16 protein-coding genes are annotated in these 16913 nt (G+C 74.4%); 10 read left to right on the top strand and 6 right to left on the bottom strand.

Going from position 1 to position 16913, the window contains the following annotated elements; genetic code table 11:
• Positions 1–52: 52 nt before the first annotated feature.
• The gene (locus tag ACIRQF_RS13645) at positions 53–1465 is read right to left on the bottom strand and encodes a LuxR C-terminal-related transcriptional regulator (RefSeq protein ID WP_404091959.1); all 1413 of its coding nucleotides are present in this window, start codon (positions 1463–1465) and stop codon (positions 53–55) included.
• A gap of 119 nt (positions 1466–1584) precedes the next feature.
• Between ACIRQF_RS13645 and ACIRQF_RS13640 the strand changes: the two genes are divergently transcribed.
• Positions 1585–2502, top strand: coding sequence for an NADP-dependent oxidoreductase (locus ACIRQF_RS13640; protein WP_404091956.1), 918 nt, complete (start codon positions 1585–1587; stop codon positions 2500–2502).
• A gap of 246 nt (positions 2503–2748) precedes the next feature.
• Complete coding sequence (locus tag ACIRQF_RS13635) at positions 2749–3225, top strand: DUF4265 domain-containing protein (protein ID WP_376626640.1); 477 nt, start codon at positions 2749–2751, stop codon at positions 3223–3225.
• Positions 3226–3351: 126 nt separating this feature from the next.
• On the opposite strand, the gene ACIRQF_RS13630 is transcribed toward ACIRQF_RS13635, so the two are convergent.
• The 4 genes from ACIRQF_RS13630 to ACIRQF_RS13615 form a co-directional block, all read right to left on the bottom strand.
• Entirely contained in the window at positions 3352–3834 is a 483-nt protein-coding gene (locus ACIRQF_RS13630; protein WP_404091953.1) for a DUF1877 family protein, read from the bottom strand.
• 221 nt (positions 3835–4055) lie between these two features.
• Positions 4056–6317, bottom strand: coding sequence for an FtsX-like permease family protein (locus tag ACIRQF_RS13625; protein WP_404091950.1), 2262 nt, complete (start codon positions 6315–6317; stop codon positions 4056–4058).
• Positions 6311–7087, bottom strand: coding sequence for an ABC transporter ATP-binding protein (locus ACIRQF_RS13620; protein WP_404091947.1), 777 nt, complete (start codon positions 7085–7087; stop codon positions 6311–6313). The genes ACIRQF_RS13625 and ACIRQF_RS13620 overlap by 7 nt, the downstream gene beginning before the upstream one ends.
• 320 nt (positions 7088–7407) lie before the next feature.
• Positions 7408–8235 (bottom strand): NAD(P)H-binding protein, encoded by an 828-nt coding sequence (locus ACIRQF_RS13615; RefSeq protein ID WP_404091944.1) that lies wholly within the window; start codon positions 8233–8235, stop codon positions 7408–7410.
• A gap of 90 nt (positions 8236–8325) precedes the next feature.
• Here ACIRQF_RS13615 and ACIRQF_RS13610 point away from each other — a divergent pair, with 90 nt between their 5' ends.
• The 7 genes from ACIRQF_RS13610 to ACIRQF_RS13580 all read left to right on the top strand — a co-directional run bounded on the left by ACIRQF_RS13610 (position 8326) and on the right by ACIRQF_RS13580 (position 15081).
• Positions 8326–8787: a winged helix-turn-helix transcriptional regulator gene (locus tag ACIRQF_RS13610; RefSeq protein ID WP_404091941.1), complete on the top strand. Its 462-nt coding sequence runs from the start codon at positions 8326–8328 to the stop codon at positions 8785–8787.
• Positions 8788–8921: 134 nt separating this feature from the next.
• Positions 8922–10055: a DUF2786 domain-containing protein gene (locus tag ACIRQF_RS13605; RefSeq protein ID WP_404092834.1), complete on the top strand. Its 1134-nt coding sequence runs from the start codon at positions 8922–8924 to the stop codon at positions 10053–10055.
• 300 nt (positions 10056–10355) lie between these two features.
• Positions 10356–12401: an FUSC family protein gene (locus ACIRQF_RS13600; RefSeq protein ID WP_404091939.1), complete on the top strand. Its 2046-nt coding sequence runs from the start codon at positions 10356–10358 to the stop codon at positions 12399–12401.
• 87 nt (positions 12402–12488) lie between these two features.
• The gene (locus ACIRQF_RS13595) at positions 12489–13094 is read left to right on the top strand and encodes a hypothetical protein (protein WP_404091936.1); all 606 of its coding nucleotides are present in this window, start codon (positions 12489–12491) and stop codon (positions 13092–13094) included.
• 84 nt (positions 13095–13178) lie between these two features.
• The gene (locus ACIRQF_RS13590) at positions 13179–13724 is read left to right on the top strand and encodes a SigE family RNA polymerase sigma factor (RefSeq protein ID WP_404091934.1); all 546 of its coding nucleotides are present in this window, start codon (positions 13179–13181) and stop codon (positions 13722–13724) included.
• A gap of 57 nt (positions 13725–13781) precedes the next feature.
• Positions 13782–14630: a hypothetical protein gene (locus ACIRQF_RS13585; RefSeq protein ID WP_404091932.1), complete on the top strand. Its 849-nt coding sequence runs from the start codon at positions 13782–13784 to the stop codon at positions 14628–14630.
• Positions 14631–14868: 238 nt separating this feature from the next.
• Positions 14869–15081 carry a DUF397 domain-containing protein gene (locus tag ACIRQF_RS13580; protein ID WP_030219358.1) on the top strand — a complete coding sequence of 71 codons (213 nt, stop codon included), beginning with the start codon at positions 14869–14871 and terminating at the stop codon, positions 15079–15081.
• A gap of 67 nt (positions 15082–15148) precedes the next feature.
• Here the strand turns inward: ACIRQF_RS13580 and ACIRQF_RS13575 are convergent, their stop codons facing one another.
• Entirely contained in the window at positions 15149–15652 is a 504-nt protein-coding gene (locus tag ACIRQF_RS13575) for an ATP-binding protein (protein ID WP_376626623.1), read from the bottom strand.
• A gap of 325 nt (positions 15653–15977) precedes the next feature.
• Between ACIRQF_RS13575 and ACIRQF_RS13570 the strand changes: the two genes are divergently transcribed.
• Positions 15978–16850 (top strand): helix-turn-helix domain-containing protein, encoded by an 873-nt coding sequence (locus tag ACIRQF_RS13570; protein WP_376626621.1) that lies wholly within the window; start codon positions 15978–15980, stop codon positions 16848–16850.
• Positions 16851–16913 lie beyond the last annotated feature (63 nt).

Raw genomic sequence — 16913 nt, 5'->3', positions numbered from 1 at the left:
GGGCGGGGCCTCGGGAGGGCGGGGGCGAGGGATCCGGCGTCCGGCCCCGCCGTCACGCCGCCCTGTGGAACAGGGCGGCCGCCTCTCCGCGGGAGCCGACGCCGAGCTTGTTCAGGATGTTGGCGACGTGGAACTTCACCGTGGACTCGCTGATGTGCAGCTCCTGCGCGATCTGCCGGTTGCGGTGCCCGAGGGCCAGGTGGGTCAGGACCTCGATCTCGCGCCCGCCGAGGCCGCTCAGCGGGTCCATCGCGGCGACCGGGGCGTCCGGGGTGGACAGCGGCAGGGTCGCGGCGAGCGTCGTGCCCCAGCCGGGCACCGCGTCGAGCTCCAGGCGCCCGCCGAGGACCTCCAGGCGGTCGGTGACGCTGCCCGCGCCCACCGGGCAGGCGTCGAGGAGGCCGGGCCCGTCGTCCCGCACGGTCGCGCGCAGTTCGTGCTCGGTCAGCGTCCAGCCGACGTGCACCCGGGACACCGCCTCCTGCTCCAGTACCACCAGGAGCAGCGCCCGGACGATCGCGCGTGCGCCGTGCGCCAGGTCCGCCGGGAGGGTGCGGGTGGCGTCGGGGCCGTCCGGGGGGCCGAGTTCGAGCCGTACCGGGCTGTGCCGCAGCATCGGGCGCAGGTCGTCCGCGAGCCGGGCGAAGGCCTCGAACGCGGGTTCCTCCGCCACCGAGCGGTCCCGCTGGGACTCGGCCCGCAGCTCGATCAGCGCCGACACGGCCAGATCGGTGGCGGTCGCGCGGGCGGCGGAGTCGTCCAGGGCGCGGCTGCGGAGCACCCCGAGCAGACCGGAGAGGGCGGCCGCGTGCGCGGTGGTCAGTTCGGCGGTGACCCGCGCCCGCGTGTCGGCTGCCGCCCGCGAACGGGCCAGTGCGCCCGGCATCGCCTCGCTCGCGAAGCGGTCGAAGTGGCTGGTTACCAGGTCCCACAGGGCCTGGACCAGGGCGAGTTCGGCCGGTCCGACGGGCCTTGCGCCGTCCTCCCGTACGAGCACGAGGACCGATCCCCGGGGCGTGGCGTCGCTCCGTACCGCGATCACGTCGCGTTCCGCCCCGCCGACGGCCGCGGCCCGGCCCTGCCACGGCCGGCCGGCGTCGACGGCGGCCAGGAGCGGGGTGAGCTCGGCGGCGGTGAACGGCACGTCGACGTCACCGGTCCGCTTGAACGGCGAGTGCGCGCAGTGCGTGGAGAGTTCGGCGGCGGCGCGGTGCGGGACGAGCGGGGCGAGGAGCTCGGACAGGCGGGGCAGGATTTCGCCGAGGGGTTGGCGCAGGATGTCGTGCGCGGCCAGGAGGGCGGTGAGGGCGGCGGGTTGGGAGGTGAGCTCCGGGGTGGCCGGCGGAACGGCTCCGGCCGGGGGCGGTTCGGTGGCGGCCGCTTCGGCCGTGAGGGGCCCGGCCGCGGCGGGCTCGGCTGCGGGAGGGGTCGGGAGGGGTGCCGTGGGGTCCGCCATGAGTTCCATGGGGGCAGGCTACGGCCGTTCTTTCGGTCAGGTGGGCCTGTTCGTTCGGATGGCGGGGGCGGAGTGGTCCGTGACGGAGGCTTGTCCCATCGAAACCGAGTTCAGGACATGGGGGAACCATGGAAGCGATCGTGTACGAGGAGTTCGGCGGCCCCGAGGTGCTGCGCCACGAGGCGGGCGTGACGGTGCCCCTGCCCGGACCCGGTGAGGTACGGGTGAAGGTGGCGGCGGTCGGCGTCAACCCGGTGGACTGGAAGCGCCGTTACGGGTGGGTGGAGGCGTTCTACCCGACGGCGTTCCCGGCGGTGCCCGGTCTGGAGTTCGCGGGCACGGTCGACGCGCTCGGCGAGGGAGTCACCGAACTGGGTGTCGGCGACGAGGTGTTCGGCTGGAGCAGGACCGGCGCGTACGCCGAGTACGCCATCGCCGACGTCGTCGCCCGCAAGCCCGCGGGCCTGTCCTGGGAGAGTGCCGCGAGCATTCCGGTCGCCGGCGAGACCGCCAAGCGCGTCCTGGAACTGCTCGGAGTGGAGCGCGGAGAGACGCTGCTCCTGCACGGCGCCGCGGGCGCGGTCGGCGCGGTCGCCGCCCAGCTGGCCGTCGCGGCCGGCGTGACGGTGATCGGCACAGCGTCCGAGCGGAACCACGCGTTCCTGCGGGAGCTGGGCGTGACCCCCGTGACGTACGGGGAGGGCCTGGGCGACCGGGTTCGCGCGGCAGCCCCGCAGGGCGTCGACGCGGTCTTCGACGCCGCCGGTCACGACACCCTGCCCGTGTCGATCGAGCTGCTCGGCGGCGAGACCTCGCGCATCGTGACCATCGCGGCCACGGACGCGGCCGAGCACGGCATCGTCTTCTCCGGTGTCACCGTCGAGGCGGCGACCGCCCGCGAGTGGCTGACCGGGCTCGCGGCCCTGGCGGTGGACGGCCGGCTGCGGCTCGACATCGCGGACACCCTGCCGTTGAAGGAGGCGGCGCGGGCGCAGGAGCTGAGCGAGGCGGGGCACGTGCGGGGGAAGCTGGTGCTGCTGCCGTAGGGAGTCCGGCCGGCCGGTGGCATCGCGATCAGCGGCGGGGCGGCCCGGTCAGCCCGGGTGGGGGAAGCGGCGGCGCGGTCCGGGATCACGGGGGTGTTCCGGGCCTCGCTCAGGGGTGTCCCGGGCCTCGTGCCTCGCCCAACGTTGTCCCGGGCCTCGCTCCCGGGTGTCCCGGGGCTTGTTCAAGGGTGTCCCCGGGCCTCGCTCCCGGGGGCGGTCCGCGGTCGCGGGGGCTAACCTCGCCGGGTGAGCACACCCGCCGATCGCATCAAGATCTGGTTCCGTTTCGTCCCCCGCGAGGGCTGGCTTCCGCAGGACACCGAGGGGTTGTGGGCCGTCCGGGTCGGCGAGGGCACGGCTCAGGTGGCGAACGTGCCGTTCCTGCAGGACGGCGTGGCCGAGGGGGACGTCGTGCGCTACACGACGGACGCCGAGGGCATGCACTGGGCCACGGGCCGGGCGGCCGCGTCCGGGAACGTCACGGTCCGCGTCCTGCCCGTCCGCTCCGGGCCCCTCGGCCCGGACGCCCGGGCGGTCCACGAACGCCTCGCGCCCTTCGGACTCGGTGGCGAGTCCTTCAGTGGCGACTTCCCGCTCGTGGCCCTCACGGTGCCGGCCGATGCCCCGATGAGGGAGATCAAGGCGGTGCTGGAGCGGGGGACGGAGGACGGGTGGTGGCACTGGGAGACGGGCTGCACGACGGAGGCGTGGAACGCGGCGTGACCCTTGACCGCCGACCCGCGCCGCGGGCCGCCGGAGGGAACACGCGCCGGCTGCCGACGCCGTCCGGGGGCAGGCCCACTCGCCCTGCCCGCACGGAGGGGCGAGGCCCGGTCGGACGCGGGCCTGTCAGAACCAGCCGGCTTTGAGGACGGTGTGGCCCGACGCCGCCGCTCGTGCGTAGAAGGCGCGGAGGTCCCGGTGGTGCGATCGGAAGATCTCGCGGACCGTGGTCTCCGGCCAGCCCGGGCCGAAGGAGGCGTGGATCCCGGCACCTGCGCGGGACCACAGGTCGTCGAAGGACACCGAGGTCAGGAAGGCCGCGGCCCGCACCGTCTCGTCCGGCGTGAGCAGCATCAGGGGCGGATGGGCGAGCCGTTCGGAGGGGGCCCCGGCGGGCTGGCGGCCGCCGAAGACCGGGAGCCAGGCGTCGCTCTCGGCGCTCGCCTCGTACAGCTCGTGGAGTGTCCGGAAGTCCTTCTCGACGGAGTCGGACACCCCCGCCGCACACTCGACCTCGTGGTTCTCCCAGGCCATGCCCATGAAGGCGGTCAGCCACACGTGGTCGTCCCGTAGGTCCGTCTCCGCCGCAGCGCGCAGGTGCAGATGCACGGTCGCCCCCCTTTGCCCCCGATTAGGTGTCCGTTCAGGGGAAGCTATCGCCCGCCACTGACAGTCGGGCGGGGCTGCGTGCGCCGGCCCGAGGCCGTTTCCGCGACTCGCCCCCAGGCCGTCCTGGGACTCGCTTTCCGGACCCCCGGCGAAGCGGGACGGGACAGGGACCCGGCTCCGACCCCAGTCCCTGTCCCGTCCCGACTCACCAGCCTCGCCCCTCAGCGCGACAGCCGCCACGCGGGGACGGTCGCCGCCGCCGTCGCGACCGCCGCGCAGATCCCCGCCGCCAGGCCGAGGGCGGCCCAGGGGACGGCCATGGCGACCGGGGCGGAGAGGGCCGCGAGGCCGGTGCCCAGGGTGCCGAGGCAGAGGGCCGTGACGGCCAGGCCCAGGACCGCGCCGATCGCCGTGGCCAGCAGCGACTCGCCCGCGACCACCCGCAGGACCTGCGCCCGGGTGGCGCCGGCCAGGCGGAGGGCGGTCAGTTCGGGGCCCCGGACCGAAGTGGCCATGAGCAGGGTGTTGGCCAGGGCGATCACCGTGTAGACGAGCGCGATGCCGAGGACCAGGAGCAGGCCGAGACGGGTCTGCGGGGTCGTCGTCGGATGGGTGGCGGCCGCCCAGGCGTCGGCCGTCCGTACGGTCCCGCCGGGCACGCGCACCGGCCGGTCCGCGTCGATCCGGTCGACCGTCGCGCCCGGCGCGTTCGCCCAGGTCACGTACGGTCCGTTGGCGCCCGTCCCCTTCGCGAGCACCGCCACGACACGCAGCCGCACCGGCCCCCGGCCGTCCGCCCGCCACACCTCGACCGTCTCCCCGACGGTCCGTCGCTCGAACTCCTCGTTCACGACGATCGATCCGTCGTCCAGCTTCCGAAGGTCGCCCGCGACCACCGGCAGCCGCGCGTACGAGGCCCAGGCGGCCGGGTCGGCGACGGCCCGTGCGCCGTACTTGACCAGGGCCTCCGCCCCCTCCCGTACGAAGACCGAGGTCGCTCCGGTGGAGGCGACCGACGCGCGGGGCACGGACGAGGGCGCCGGGGGCACGGGCGTGGGCGCCGGGGGCACGGGCGCAGAGGCGGCCGGGAGCGGGAGGGCCTTCCCCGGCGTCGTCACGTACGCCGCCGTCGTCTGCCGCCGGGCCTCTGCCGCCTTGGCGCCCGTCACCGTCGCCGCCGAGCCGAGGAGCGTGCCCGCGAGGGCGACCGTCACCAGGACCGGGGCGGCGACGGCGGCGGTACGGCGGACGGCCGCCGCGCTGTTCTCCCGTACGAGCATCCCCGTCGCCCCCCACAGCCGTACCGCCCGTGCGGCCGGCCGCACGAGGAGCGGGGAGAGCAGGGCGACGCCCGTGATCAGCAGCATCGGCTGGGTCGTGTACGTCTTGCGCTTCAGGAGCTCGGACGGCTCCGTGACGCACGTCCACACCATCAGGCCCACGCCGGTCAGGAGCAGGGCCGCACCCAGCAGCGCCCTGCCCCGCGGCAGGACGTCGGCGTCGACGTCCGCCTCGCGCAGGGCGGCCGTGGGCCCGACCCGCCCGGCCCGACGGGACGCCGCCAGCGCACCCGCCAGGGCGACGGTCGTCCCGGTCCAGAAGGCCAGGTGGTACGGCCAGGCCGCCGCCCCCGGGTCGATCGCGAACCACGACGGGGCCGCCCCGCCGTCCACCAGCACCCGGGCGAGCCGGGAGGCGCCCCAGGCGCCGAGCAGGCAGCCGGCGGCGGAGGCCGCGATCCCGACACCCGTCGCCTCGGCGAGGAGCATCCGCCGAACCTGGCCGGGGGTGGCTCCGGCCATCCGCAGCAGGCCGTACTCGCGGCGCCGCAGCGCCACGGCGAAGGCGAAGGTCGAGGCGACGACGAAGACGGAGACGAAGGTGGTCACGCCCCCGGCGGTGCCGAGCAGGGCGTTGAGGGTGACGAGCGCCTGGGCGTCCCGCGCCGCCTCCGGGTCGACCGCCCGTCGCTCCGCACCGGTGAGGACCCGCGCCCGGTCGCCGACGAGGGCCCGGACCTCGGCCGCGGGGGCGTCGACCCCGACGGCGTCGGGACCGTCGGGGGGTGCGGCGGCGAGGGGGATGCCAGCAGCAGGAGTAGCAGAACGAGGAGGAGCAGCAGGAGTAGCAGAAGGAGGAGCGGGAGCGGCCGGGGTGGTGGTGTCGGTGGCGGACGTCGTGACCGTCCATCGGGCGCGCAGTTCGCGCAACAGTTCTCTGTCCACAGGCTGTGGACGGTCGAGTGGTGTCGTCACCACGGCCGTTCCCGGTCCGCGCCGCACCTCCACGGCGATCCGGTCCCGACCCTGCACGACCACGGGTGACGAAGCGAATCGCTCCGGGGCGCGCTCGGGCGCACGGAGGGTGGCGGACAGTCCGAGCCCCATGACGGCGACGAGCCCGACCCCGAGCGTCAGCGCGGTGAACCCGCCGACGAAGGAGGCCCAGCGGGCCCGCAGCCCGGCAAGAACGACGGTCAGCACGGGGCACCTGCCTTCCGGGCCACGGCGGCCCTGGTGGTCGGGGCGAGGGGCACGGCCGTCTCCAGCCCCGCCATGCGCGCCGCCACCGCGTCCGTCGTGGGCCCGGTCAGTTCCCCCTGCACCCGCCCGTCGACCAGGAAGACCACCCGGTCGGCGCAGGCCGCCGCCACCGGGTCGTGGGTGACCATGACGATCGTCTGCCCGTCGCCGTCGACCAGTGCACGCAGCATGGTCAGCACCTCGCGGCCGGTGGCCGAGTCGAGGGCACCGGTCGGCTCGTCGGCGAAGAGGACCGCAGGGCGGGTGATCAGGGCGCGGGCGAGGGCCACGCGCTGTTGCTGGCCCCCGGAGAGCTCCCCGGGGCGGTGGCGCTCGCGGCCTGAGAGTCCGACGCGGGCGAGGGCGTCCCGTACCTGCGTACGGGACGGGCGGCGGCCGGCCAGCCGCAGCGGCAGGGCGACGTTCTGGGCGGCGGTGAGCGACGGCAGCAGGTTGAAGGACTGGAAGACGAAGCCGATCCGGCCACGCCGCAACAGCGTGAGGCGGCGCGGGCTCAGGCCCGCCAGCGGGACCCCGTCGATCTCCACGCTGCCCGCCGTCGGGCGGTCGAGGCCGGCCGCGCACTGCAGCAGCGTCGACTTGCCCGAGCCGGACGGGCCCATGACGGCGGTGAACGTCCCGGCGGGAAGGTCGAGATCCACCCCGTCGAGGGCGCGCACGTCTCGGTGGTGGCGGCGCAGACCGCGAATGCGCACCGCCACGGGCGCCACGGCTCCGGACGCCGGTGCCGGAGCGGGTGTCGGAGCCGGAGCCGACGCGAACGCCAGGGGCGACGCGATCGCCAGGGGCGACGGGGTCGTCAGGGTCGACCGAGCCGGAGGGGCCGACGGGGTCGTCAGGGTCGACGGAGCCGGACGGGTCGACGGGGCCGCCAGGGCCGGCCGGCCGCCCGGCTGGGTCGGCTGGGTCGACGGGTCCGGAGGGCCCGACGGGAGCTTCGAGGGGTTCGGTCGCATGCCTCAAGCGAACCGTTTCCGCGCCTCCCGATCACGACCACCAGCAGGCGTCCCCGAGGTAGTGCCAGGCCTACCTACCGGTCCGCCCGCCCCTCCCGTACCGCCGTCGCGAAGATCTGCAGCGCATCCAGCGGCTCCCGCCCGCCCAGCAGTTCGCGCAGGTCGCTCTTCACGCCCGAGCCGTCCAGAAAGCCGTGCGCGATCGCCGAGTACGTGCTCGCGAGCATCGGCACCTGGAAGGCCTGCGCCCCGGACGCAGCGAGGGCGGAACGGACCTCCGCGAGCGTCACCGGCGCGTACGTGGCGCCCAGCGCCTCCGCCAGCTCCGCGCCGCCCAGGGCGCGCTCGCCGACCAGTTCGTAGACGCGGCCCGCGTGCGGTGCCGGATCGGAGGCCACGGAGACCGCGACGTCGGCGAGGTCCGCGCGGGCGACGGCGGCGAGACCGCCCGTGCCGAGCGGACCGGTGAGCCGGCTGTCGGCGCCGGGCGTGGCGATCCAGGTCAGGAACTCGGCGTAGAGGCCGTTGCGCAGGATCGTCCAGTCCGCCGTCGACCGCCGCAGCCGCCGCTCGGTCCAGCGGTGGGCCAGTGCGTACGTGAGGTGGTCGCCGTCCCCGGAAAGGCTCGTGTAGACGACGTGACCGACGCCGGCCCGCTCCGCGGCCGAGATCGCGGCCTCATGGCGGGCGACGACCACGTCGTCCTCCCCGTACCCGGCCGAGATCAGCAGCAGCGTGTCGATCCCGGCGAAGGCCTCCGGGAGCGTGTCCGGGGCGTCGAAGTCGACGTGCCGGGTGCCCGGCAGACCGGCGCGGGTGCCGAGGACGACGTCCTCGCGGCCGGCGACCCGCTCCGCGACGAGCGAGCCGAGTGCGCCGGAGACACCGGTGACGAGCAGCATGGATTCCCCCTGAGCATGGATGATGGCGGTGAAGTGAGCGCCCGGGACCATCGTGCCGAGGCGGGGAGGATCTCGTAAGGAGGCACATTGATGTCGGAGGGGCACACCGACGTAACCACCCGGGTGGGCGTCGGGACCGAGGCCGTCCCGGACGTCGCCACTCCGGACGGCACCGCCCCCGACGTCGCCGCCCCGGTCGTCAGCTGCGCCGACGAGTGCGGCGTGCGCGATGTCCAGGACCGGCTGGGTGACAAGTGGACCGTCCATGTGGTCGTCGAACTGGCCGCCGGGCCAAGGCGGTTCAGGGAGCTTCAGCGTCTCGTCGAGGGCGTCTCGCAGCGCATGCTCACCTTCACGCTGCGCCGCCTGGAACGGGACGGCCTCGTCGCGCGACAGGTCTTCCCGACCACTCCGCCGCAGGTCGAGTACTCCCTCACCGACACCGGCCACAGCATGACCCACCTGATCAGGCAACTGGTCGACTGGTCCCTCGACCACCGGGCCGTCATCGCCCGGTCCCGCGAGGCGTTCGACGCGAGGCATCCCGCATGAGCGCCGACAAGAACGAGAACACGAACAAGAACAAGAACAAGAACAAGAACAGCGACGAGAGCAAGAGTCGGAGCAGGAGCCAGGGCAAGGGCGAGAGCAGGAGCAAGGGCAAGAGCGAGGGCGGGAACGAGAGCATGGGCGCAGGCGTGGGCACCGTAGGAGAGGCCCTCAAGGCGCTCTACGGGGACGGCCGCGACGACCACGCGCTCGACACCGCCGCCTCCCTCCTTGCCGCCGATCGCTCGGCCGACGCCGAACTCGCCCGGCGGGGACGCGAGTTCGTCCGCACTCTGTGGACACGCGGCTGGCAGCCCGCCGATCTCGTCCGCATGGCCCGCCGCGAACTCGCCGACGAGCACGTGCGCCTGCTCGTCTCGCTCGTACGGTCCGAGACGGCCGGCTACGAGCGGCTCCCGCACCGCTGGCAGGCCCAGCTCGACGCGTTCGACCCCGAGGAGAGGCCGCCGGCCGACCGCTTCTCCAACGCGACCACCACGCTGGAGCTCTACCGGCTCCTCGTACGGCTGCCCCGCCTCGACGCCGTCGGGCCAGTGCCCGGCGAGGCCCTGCCGCCCGCCGTCGCGGGCGAGCCGAAGATGCTGACCAGGATCCGCGCGCTGCTCGCCAAGGCCGAGGCGACCACCTACGCGGAGGAGGCCGAGGCCCTGACGGCCAAGGCCCAGGAGCTGATGGCCCGGCACAGCCTCGACGAGGCGTCGCTGGCCGCCGGAGCGCCCTCGCCGGAGACGCCCGGGGCCATCCGGATCGGGGTGGACCCGCCGTACGAGCAGGCCAAGGCGATCCTGCTCGACGCGGTCGCCACGGCGAACCACTGCCGGGCCGTGTGGAACGAGGCCTATGGCTTTTCGACGGTCGTCGGTTTCGAGGCCGATCTGGAACCGGTCGAGCTGCTCTACACCTCCCTGCTCGTCCAGGGCACCGCGGCGATGACCCGGGCGGAGGCCGAGCAGCGCAAGGGCGGCCGCAAGCGCACCAAGTCCTTCCGGCAGTCCTTCCTGCTCGCCTACGCCAACCGGCTCGGCGCCCGCCTCTCCGCGACGACCCGCCGGGTCGCCGCCGAGACCCCGACGCTGCTCCCGGCCCTCGCGTCGCGCGAGGTGGCGGTCACCACCCGCACGGACGAGCTGTTCCCGGAGACCCGGACGACCCGGGTCCGCGCCGCCTGGGACGAGGCGGGCTGGGACCATGGGACGTCTGCGGCGGACCGCGCTGGCCTGGGCGCGCCACCGCGGGGCGAGATCCGGTAGCGGACCTGCCGCCGCGACCGCGGGGCGGGATCCGCTGGCGGGCCTGGGCGCGCCACCGCGGGGCGGGACCGCTGGCGGACCTGTCGCCGCGGACTCGCCGGCTCCCAGGGCAGACGGGGGCGCCTCGCCGCCTCCCAGGACAGGGGCGCCTCGCCGGCTCCCGGGACCGACAGGGGCGCCTCGCCGCCTCCCAGGACAGACAGGGGCACGTCGCCGCCTCCCCGTCACCTCGTCGGCCGCCTCCCCGCCCGCAACGCCTCGAATGCCTGATTCGCCCGCCGTCGCGACTAGGCTCGCCCCATGAGCTGGCTCCGGGCGCTGAAGGAGACCGCGCGCTCGGGGCTCCGGGTCGAGCGCCGGCGGTTGGAACCGGCCGTCGCCGCGCGGGGTGCGCTCGGGCTGGCGCTCGTCGTGGGGATGTCGCTCGCGTTCTTCGGGCCGTCGGTGGCGGCCGCGTCGGCGTTCGGGGCGTTCCAGGCGGCGATCGCGACCTTCCAACGCTCGTACCGGCCGCGCCCGACACTGGCGCTCGCCTCCGGGGCGAGTCTGGCCGTGTCGACGTTCCTCGGCTATCTGACCGGGGCCCATATCCTTCTCTTCCTCGTCCTCCTCGCGGTGTGGACCTTCCTGTCCGGGCTCGCCTGGGCCGCCGGTCCGACCGTCGGGCTCATCGCCTCCTCGAACGTGGCGATCATGCTGGTCACCGTCACCCTTCCCACGTCCGTGGCGACCGCCGCCGGTCATGCCGCGATGATCGCGGTCGGCGGCCTGGTGCAGGCCGCGCTGATCGTGCTGCTGCCCGTGCGCCGTTGGGGCGTGCAGCGCGACGCCCTCGCCGACGCCCTCGCGGCGGAGGCGGACTACGCGCGTCGGCTCCGGCAGGACCCGATCGCCGCCTTCGACCCCGTGCCGCTGATGGCGGCCCGCAGCGCGGCCGCCGTCACCCCGCGCCAGGCCCGTCGCCGGCCCGCCGAGCTGCACGGGGCGCGGGGGCTCGCGGAGCGGATCCGGCCGGTGCTGGCCTCGCTCGCGGACCCGGCGGTGGGGGCGGCGGACGAGGGGCCGGAGCGGGACCGGGTCCGCGAGCTGCTCGCCGCGGCCGGCGAGGTCCTGGACGCCTGCGCGCACGCGATCCGGCACGGCGAACCGGTCGTGCTGCCGCCGCCCGCGCTCGCCGCGCTCCGCACGCCGGACACCGGCGCGATCCTGACCGGCGCACCGCGCCGGGCCGCGACCCGCCTCGCGGCCCTGCTCGGCGACGTCGTGGAGACGGCGGAGCCGCGGACGGAGACGGCGGCCGGGGCCCGCAGCCGGCCCACCCTCATGCGGCTGGTGCCGGTCGCGACGGCCCGGATGCGGGCCGAGCTGCGGCACGAGTCGCCGATCCTGCGGCACGCGATCCGGGTGACGGCCGTGGCGACCGCCGGCTATCTCCTGGGCACGGCGCTCCCGCTGGGGCACGGCTACTGGGCGCCGCTGGCCTCGGTGATGGTGATGCGTCCCGACTTCTCGCAGACGTACGGGCGTTCCGTCGCCCGCTTCGGCGGCACCCTCGTCGGGGTGGCCCTCGCGACGGGCGTCGTGCAGGCCGGGCATCCGGGCACCTACGCGCTGGCGACGCTCGCCGTCCTGTGCGCCTTCGGGATGTACCTGCTGATGCGCACCGGGTACGCGGTGACGCAGGCCTTCGTCGGCGCGTACGTGGTCTTCCTGCTCGGCATGGCCGGCGAGGGTGCCGCCCAGACCGTCCGCGACCGGGTGCTCCTCACGCTCCTCGGCGGGGTGCTCGCGATGCTGTCGTACGCCGTCTATCCGGCCTGGGAGACACCCCGGCTGAGCGGTCGGCTCGCCGATTGGCTGAAGACCAGCGGGCGGTACGCGGCCTCCGTCGTCGGTCACTACGCCCACCCGGCCGGGCCCGCCTGCGCGGACGTGCGCGAGGCGCTGCTCGATGCCCGCGAGGCCCGTATCGCCTGGCAGGAGGGCGTGGCCCGGGCCACCCACGAGCCGGTTCGGCACCGGGGTCTGTCGCACGCGGCGGCGGACGACGCCGAGCACGCCCTGGCCCAGTTCGGGCGGGTCGCGATGCTCCTGGAGGCGCACCTCCCGGAGCGCGGCGCGCCGGCGGTGCCGGAGGCGGCCGCCCTGGCGGAGGCGCTGCGGCGGGCGACCGAACGGGGCGCGAGGGAGCTGCGGGAGCGGAAGCCGCCCCACTGGGACGACCTGCGGGAGACGGTCGCGGCCTGGGACAGGGACGGCCCGGACCACTTCCTGCTGCGCAAGGGGGCCGTGCTGCTCCTGGAGGCCCTGGACGAGCTGACGGCGGTCCTTCGCCGCGACAGCTGAGATTTTGCGTACGGCATGTCATCCGGGATACGGCGGAGGGGGGTTGGAAGGGGTGAGGACAGCTCATCGGAGACCAGGAGCCACCGTATGAAGAAGTACCTGTGGGCCGCGGCCGTGGTCGTGGCCGTGTGCACGACCGCCGCGGCGCCCGCCGTCGCCGCCCCGGACCGGGCCGCCGTTCGCACCGCGTCCGCCCCGTCCGCCCAGACCGCGTCCCACCCTGCCGCGTCCGCCCGGCCCGCGGCCGCTCCCCTCCTGTCCGCTGCGGCCAAGGCCCCGTCCCCCGTCCGGGTCGTCGCCTCCGGCGAGCGCGTCGACGCCGGCCAGGGCTGGGCGGTGTGGCTGACCGGGGAGGGCAAGTACTGGTCGGGTCCCGACGGTTACGAGAACTTCCGCAGCGTCGTCGACGGCAACGTGGACCTGTCCCGGCCGGGCGTCAGCCACCAGTCGCAGGGCGACCCGGTCCGCGTCTTCCACTCCGGCCTCTACTACGGCACCAAGAAGGTCGGGAAGGTCGTGCTGACCGGCACGGACGGCAGGAAGACCTCCGCCACCCTGCTCGAACTGCCCGGACGGCCCGGCTGGGGCGTCTGGTACGCGCACACCGGTCCGGAGGGCAGGGGCGGTGCCGCCGTCGCGCTCTACGACCGCAACGGGCGGCTGCTCGCGGACCTGCCGGGCTGGAACGCCTGACCCCTCGTCATGCGTGTCTCATGGCAGGGCCCGGCACGGGGCGGGCCCTGCCCCTCACCCGCAGCGAGCACGAGGTCCGTCAGCGTGTCGTACGAGCCCGCACCGCAGGAGTCCACCGACGCGGACGACGGCTTCGCCGCGTTCGCCGTCGCCGCCTGGCCCCGGCTGGTGCGCACGGCACAGCTCCTGACGGGCGACTTCCACGAGGCCGAGGACCTGGTGCAGACGACCCTCGCCAAGGTGTACGGACGCTGGCGGCGGGTGCCGCGCGAGGAGATCGACCTCTACGTGCGCAGGGCGCTGGTCAACAACAACCTCAGCCGGCTGCGCCGCAAGCGGGTGGTGCACCTGCTGACGCCGGTGCTGCCGGAGTCGCTGCGCCACGCGTCCGGAGGGCACGCCGAGTCGGTGGAGCAGCGCACCGCGCTGCTCGCCGCACTGGCCGACCTGCCCGCGCGGCAGCGGGCGGTCATGGTGCTGCGCTACTGGGAGGACCTGAGCGAGCAGGAGATCGCGACGGTGCTCGGCTGCTCGATCGGTACGGTCAAGACGCACGCCCGGCGCGGTCTCGCGGCGCTGCGGAGCCATCCGGGCCTCACCCTTCCCTCCGCGCCCGCGGGAGCCCGATGATGCCCGACACCCCCACCGGAGCCGAATGATGACCCCCACCCGCACCGGAGTCCGGTGATGACCCCGGCCCCCGGCCCCGGCCCAGATGCCGGTGCCGATTCCGGCCCCGACCCCGCCTCGGGCCCTGCGCCCGCCTCCCTCGGCGTCCCCGGCCCCGATCCCGCCTCCCCCGGTGCACCCGGCCCCGATCCCGCCACGGACGACCGCCTCCGGGCCGTGTTCGCGCGGGCCGCGTACGACGTCACGCCGGGTCCGGTGCCGCTGGCGGCCGTTCGGCGGCGGGGGCTGGCGCACCGGCGGCGGCGGACGGTGACGCTGGCGGCCCTCGCGGTGCTGTCGGTGTCCGGCGCGGCCACGGTGGCGGCGCTGGCCCTGCCCGGGGAGCAACAGCGGCCGGTCCGGCTCGCCCCGCTGGTGCCGTCCGTCCCGGCGCTGCCGACGGGCACGGCCGGACCGGGCCGGGTGACCGCGCCCCAGGTGACGCCGGTGCGCGTGGTGGAGGCAGGGCAGCGGGTGGACGCGGGCCGGGGCTGGCGGGTGTGGCTGACGAGCGAGGGCAAGCACTGGTCGGGGCCGGAGAGCGAGGAGAACTTCCGCAGTGTGACGGACGGCAACGTGGAGACGTCCACGCCGGGGATCTCGGCCCAGTCGGAGGGCGGCCCGTCCGGGATCTTCCTGTCGGGGCTCTATTACGGAACGCGCGCGGTGGGCCGGGTCGAGCTGCGGGACGCGGACGGCCGGACCGCGCTCGCGACCCTGCTGGAGCTGCCGGGCCGGCCGGGCTGGGGCGTCTGGTACGCGCACCTGCCGGCCTCGCTGCGGGACCCGGGCAGTACGCCGGACCTCGCCCTGTACGACCGTACGGGCAGGCGCCTGGCCGGCCTCGACGGGATGCCCGGCTCGTGAACCGGAGGGGCCGCGGCTGCGTCCCAGCCCATGTGGGTCAACATGCTGGTGGGAGCCGTCCGTTCCGGCGTACCGGGGAGTAGCACGCTGAGTCGTGTAGTCGCTACGCCACCCCGCGTGCACGTGCATCTGCTCATGCATCGGCATGTGAACACAGCTATGATCCGAGGAAGTTGACACCTGCACCAAAGATCTCGGGGAGCTACCAGTGCATCACGCGCACCACGCGTACAACGGCATGGCGGCCACGGAGCTTCGTGGTGTCGTGTGGCAGAAGAGCCGGCACAGCAACTCCCAGGGGTCCTGCGTGGAGTTCGCCAAGCTGCCGGGAGGGAACGTCGCCGTGCGCAATTCACGGCACCCCGACGGCCCCGCGCTCGTCTACACGCCCGCCGAGATAGAGGCCCTTCTCCTGGGCGTCAAGGACGGCGAGTTCGACCACCTGGTGTGAACAGCGGAACGCGAAGGGCCCCGGGCGGCTGCTGCCCCCGGGGCCCTTCTCCGTATGTCGTGGCGGACTACTCCGGCGCCAGCCGGAACAGCGCCCACACCACCTTGCCCTGGAGCGTGCCCGCGAGCGGGTGCCAGCCCCAGCTGTCGCTGAACGACTCCACCAGGAACAGCCCCCGGCCCGACTCGGCGGCGAAGTCCTCCTCGCTCTGCCGCGCCTCCGGGCTCTCCCGGCTGGGGTCGCGCACGGCGCACACCAGGCGCGAGGCCCAGCGCATGAGGTGCAGCCGGACCGGCGGATTCAGGCCTTCCTCGTGCTCCGGGGCCGCTTCGCCCGGCACCGCGTGCCGCAGGGCGTTCGTGACCAGTTCGGAGACGACGAGGGCGACGTCGTCGAAACGGTCGGACAGATCCCAGTTGCCGAGCGTCTGCCGGGTGAAGGTCCGCGCACCGCGGACCGCTTCGTAGCGGGGTGGGAGTGCGCAGGAGGCGGAGTTGGAGACCGTCGCGGGATCGATCGGCGGAAGTCCCTGCCGTAACGGCTCGAGCATGGTCGATCCATTCGGTCCCATGCGAGGCACTCCCGGGAATCGCGGCGGTGGTGCGACAAAGGCGGTGCGAGAACGGTGCGGCAGCCCGCGCGAGTACGCGCTGCGCGAGCACCATGGTTCCGAATGCGCCGTGGGGATGCAAGGGCAGATGCACGTGCACGCGCCGGACCTGTCCGGCCCCGTGCCTAATCTGTGCATAAGTCGTCCGCCCCGCGGACCGCGGGTGCCCGGAACCCGCCGTCTATCCGTAATCGAATGTGTACGCGCTGAAGCGTTTAGTGGCAGAATCCGGGGCTCGACGGGGGCTCGACAGCGAGAGCAGCACCGTGAAGGGGAGGCTGGAGCCGTGACGGCAGGCGAATCGAGCGGGGCGAGCGGGAGCGTGGTGCGCCGCATTCTGCTGGGCTCCCAGTTGAGGCGACTGCGCGAATCGCGCGGCATCACCCGGGAAGCCGCCGGCTACTCGATCCGAGCGTCCGAATCCAAGATCAGCCGTATGGAGTTGGGAAGGGTGAGCTTCAAGGCCAGGGACGTCGAGGATCTGCTCACGCTCTACGGGGTCAGCGACGAGAACGAGCGCGGCGCGCTCCTCAGCCTCGTCCGCGAGGCCAACGTGGCCGGCTGGTGGCACAGCTTCGGCGACGTGCTCCCGGGCTGGTTCCAGACGTACATCGGCCTGGAGGGCGCCGCCTCCCTCATCCGCTTCTACGAAGTCCAGTTCGTCCACGGCCTGTTGCAGACCGAGGCGTACGCCCACGCCGTCGTGACCCGGGGCATGCCCGGCGCCCCGCACGCGGAGATCGAGCGCCGGGTCGCGCTGCGCCTGGAGCGTCAGAAGGTCCTCGTGTCGGAGAACGCCCCGCACCTGCACGCCGTCCTCGACGAGGCCGCGCTGCGCCGTCCGTACGGCGACCGGGGCGTCATGCAGGGACAGTTGAGGCATCTCATCGAGGTCTCGGAGCATCCGAACATCACGCTCCAGGTCATGCCCTTCAGCTTCGGCGGGCACGCGGGCGAGAGCGGCGCCTTCACCCTGCTGAGCTTCCCCGAGTCGGACCTCTCGGACGTCGTCTACCTGGAACAGCTGACCAGCGCCCTGTATCTCGACAAGCGCGAGGAAGTGGCGCAGTACGGCCGGGTGCTGGAGCGGCTGCAGGCCGACAGCCCCGATCCCGCGGAAAGCCGTGATCTTCTCCGAGGACTCCTTCAACTCTCCTGATACGTCAGTACGATGACGAGACATCAGTGAGACAGTTGTGACGCGGCAGCTGTCCATGCCGAA

It is taken from the genome of Streptomyces sp. NPDC101191 (genome assembly GCF_044767915.1).
Taxonomy (GTDB): Bacteria; Actinomycetota; Actinomycetes; order Streptomycetales; family Streptomycetaceae; genus Streptomyces.
Note: the sequence above shows the minus strand (reverse complement) of the source record. Positions and strands in the feature narration are given on the sequence as shown.

Excerpts from the sequence above, each read along its gene's own strand:
- ACIRQF_RS13615 (WP_404091944.1), bottom strand. The coding sequence starts at position 8,235 with ATGCTGCTCGTCACCGGTGTCTCCGGCGCACTCGGCTCGCTCGTCGCG.
- ACIRQF_RS13640 (WP_404091956.1), top strand. The coding sequence starts at position 1,585 with ATGGAAGCGATCGTGTACGAGGAGTTCGGCGGCCCCGAGGTGCTGCGC.
- ACIRQF_RS13605 (WP_404092834.1), top strand. The coding sequence starts at position 8,922 with ATGGGCGCAGGCGTGGGCACCGTAGGAGAGGCCCTCAAGGCGCTCTAC.
- ACIRQF_RS13575 (WP_376626623.1), bottom strand. The coding sequence starts at position 15,652 with ATGGGACCGAATGGATCGACCATGCTCGAGCCGTTACGGCAGGGACTT.
- ACIRQF_RS13600 (WP_404091939.1), top strand. The coding sequence starts at position 10,356 with ATGAGCTGGCTCCGGGCGCTGAAGGAGACCGCGCGCTCGGGGCTCCGG.
- ACIRQF_RS13580 (WP_030219358.1), top strand. The coding sequence starts at position 14,869 with ATGGCGGCCACGGAGCTTCGTGGTGTCGTGTGGCAGAAGAGCCGGCAC.
- ACIRQF_RS13610 (WP_404091941.1), top strand. The coding sequence starts at position 8,326 with ATGTCGGAGGGGCACACCGACGTAACCACCCGGGTGGGCGTCGGGACC.
- ACIRQF_RS13595 (WP_404091936.1), top strand. The coding sequence starts at position 12,489 with ATGAAGAAGTACCTGTGGGCCGCGGCCGTGGTCGTGGCCGTGTGCACG.
- ACIRQF_RS13585 (WP_404091932.1), top strand. The coding sequence starts at position 13,782 with ATGACCCCGGCCCCCGGCCCCGGCCCAGATGCCGGTGCCGATTCCGGC.
- ACIRQF_RS13645 (WP_404091959.1), bottom strand. The coding sequence starts at position 1,465 with ATGGAACTCATGGCGGACCCCACGGCACCCCTCCCGACCCCTCCCGCA.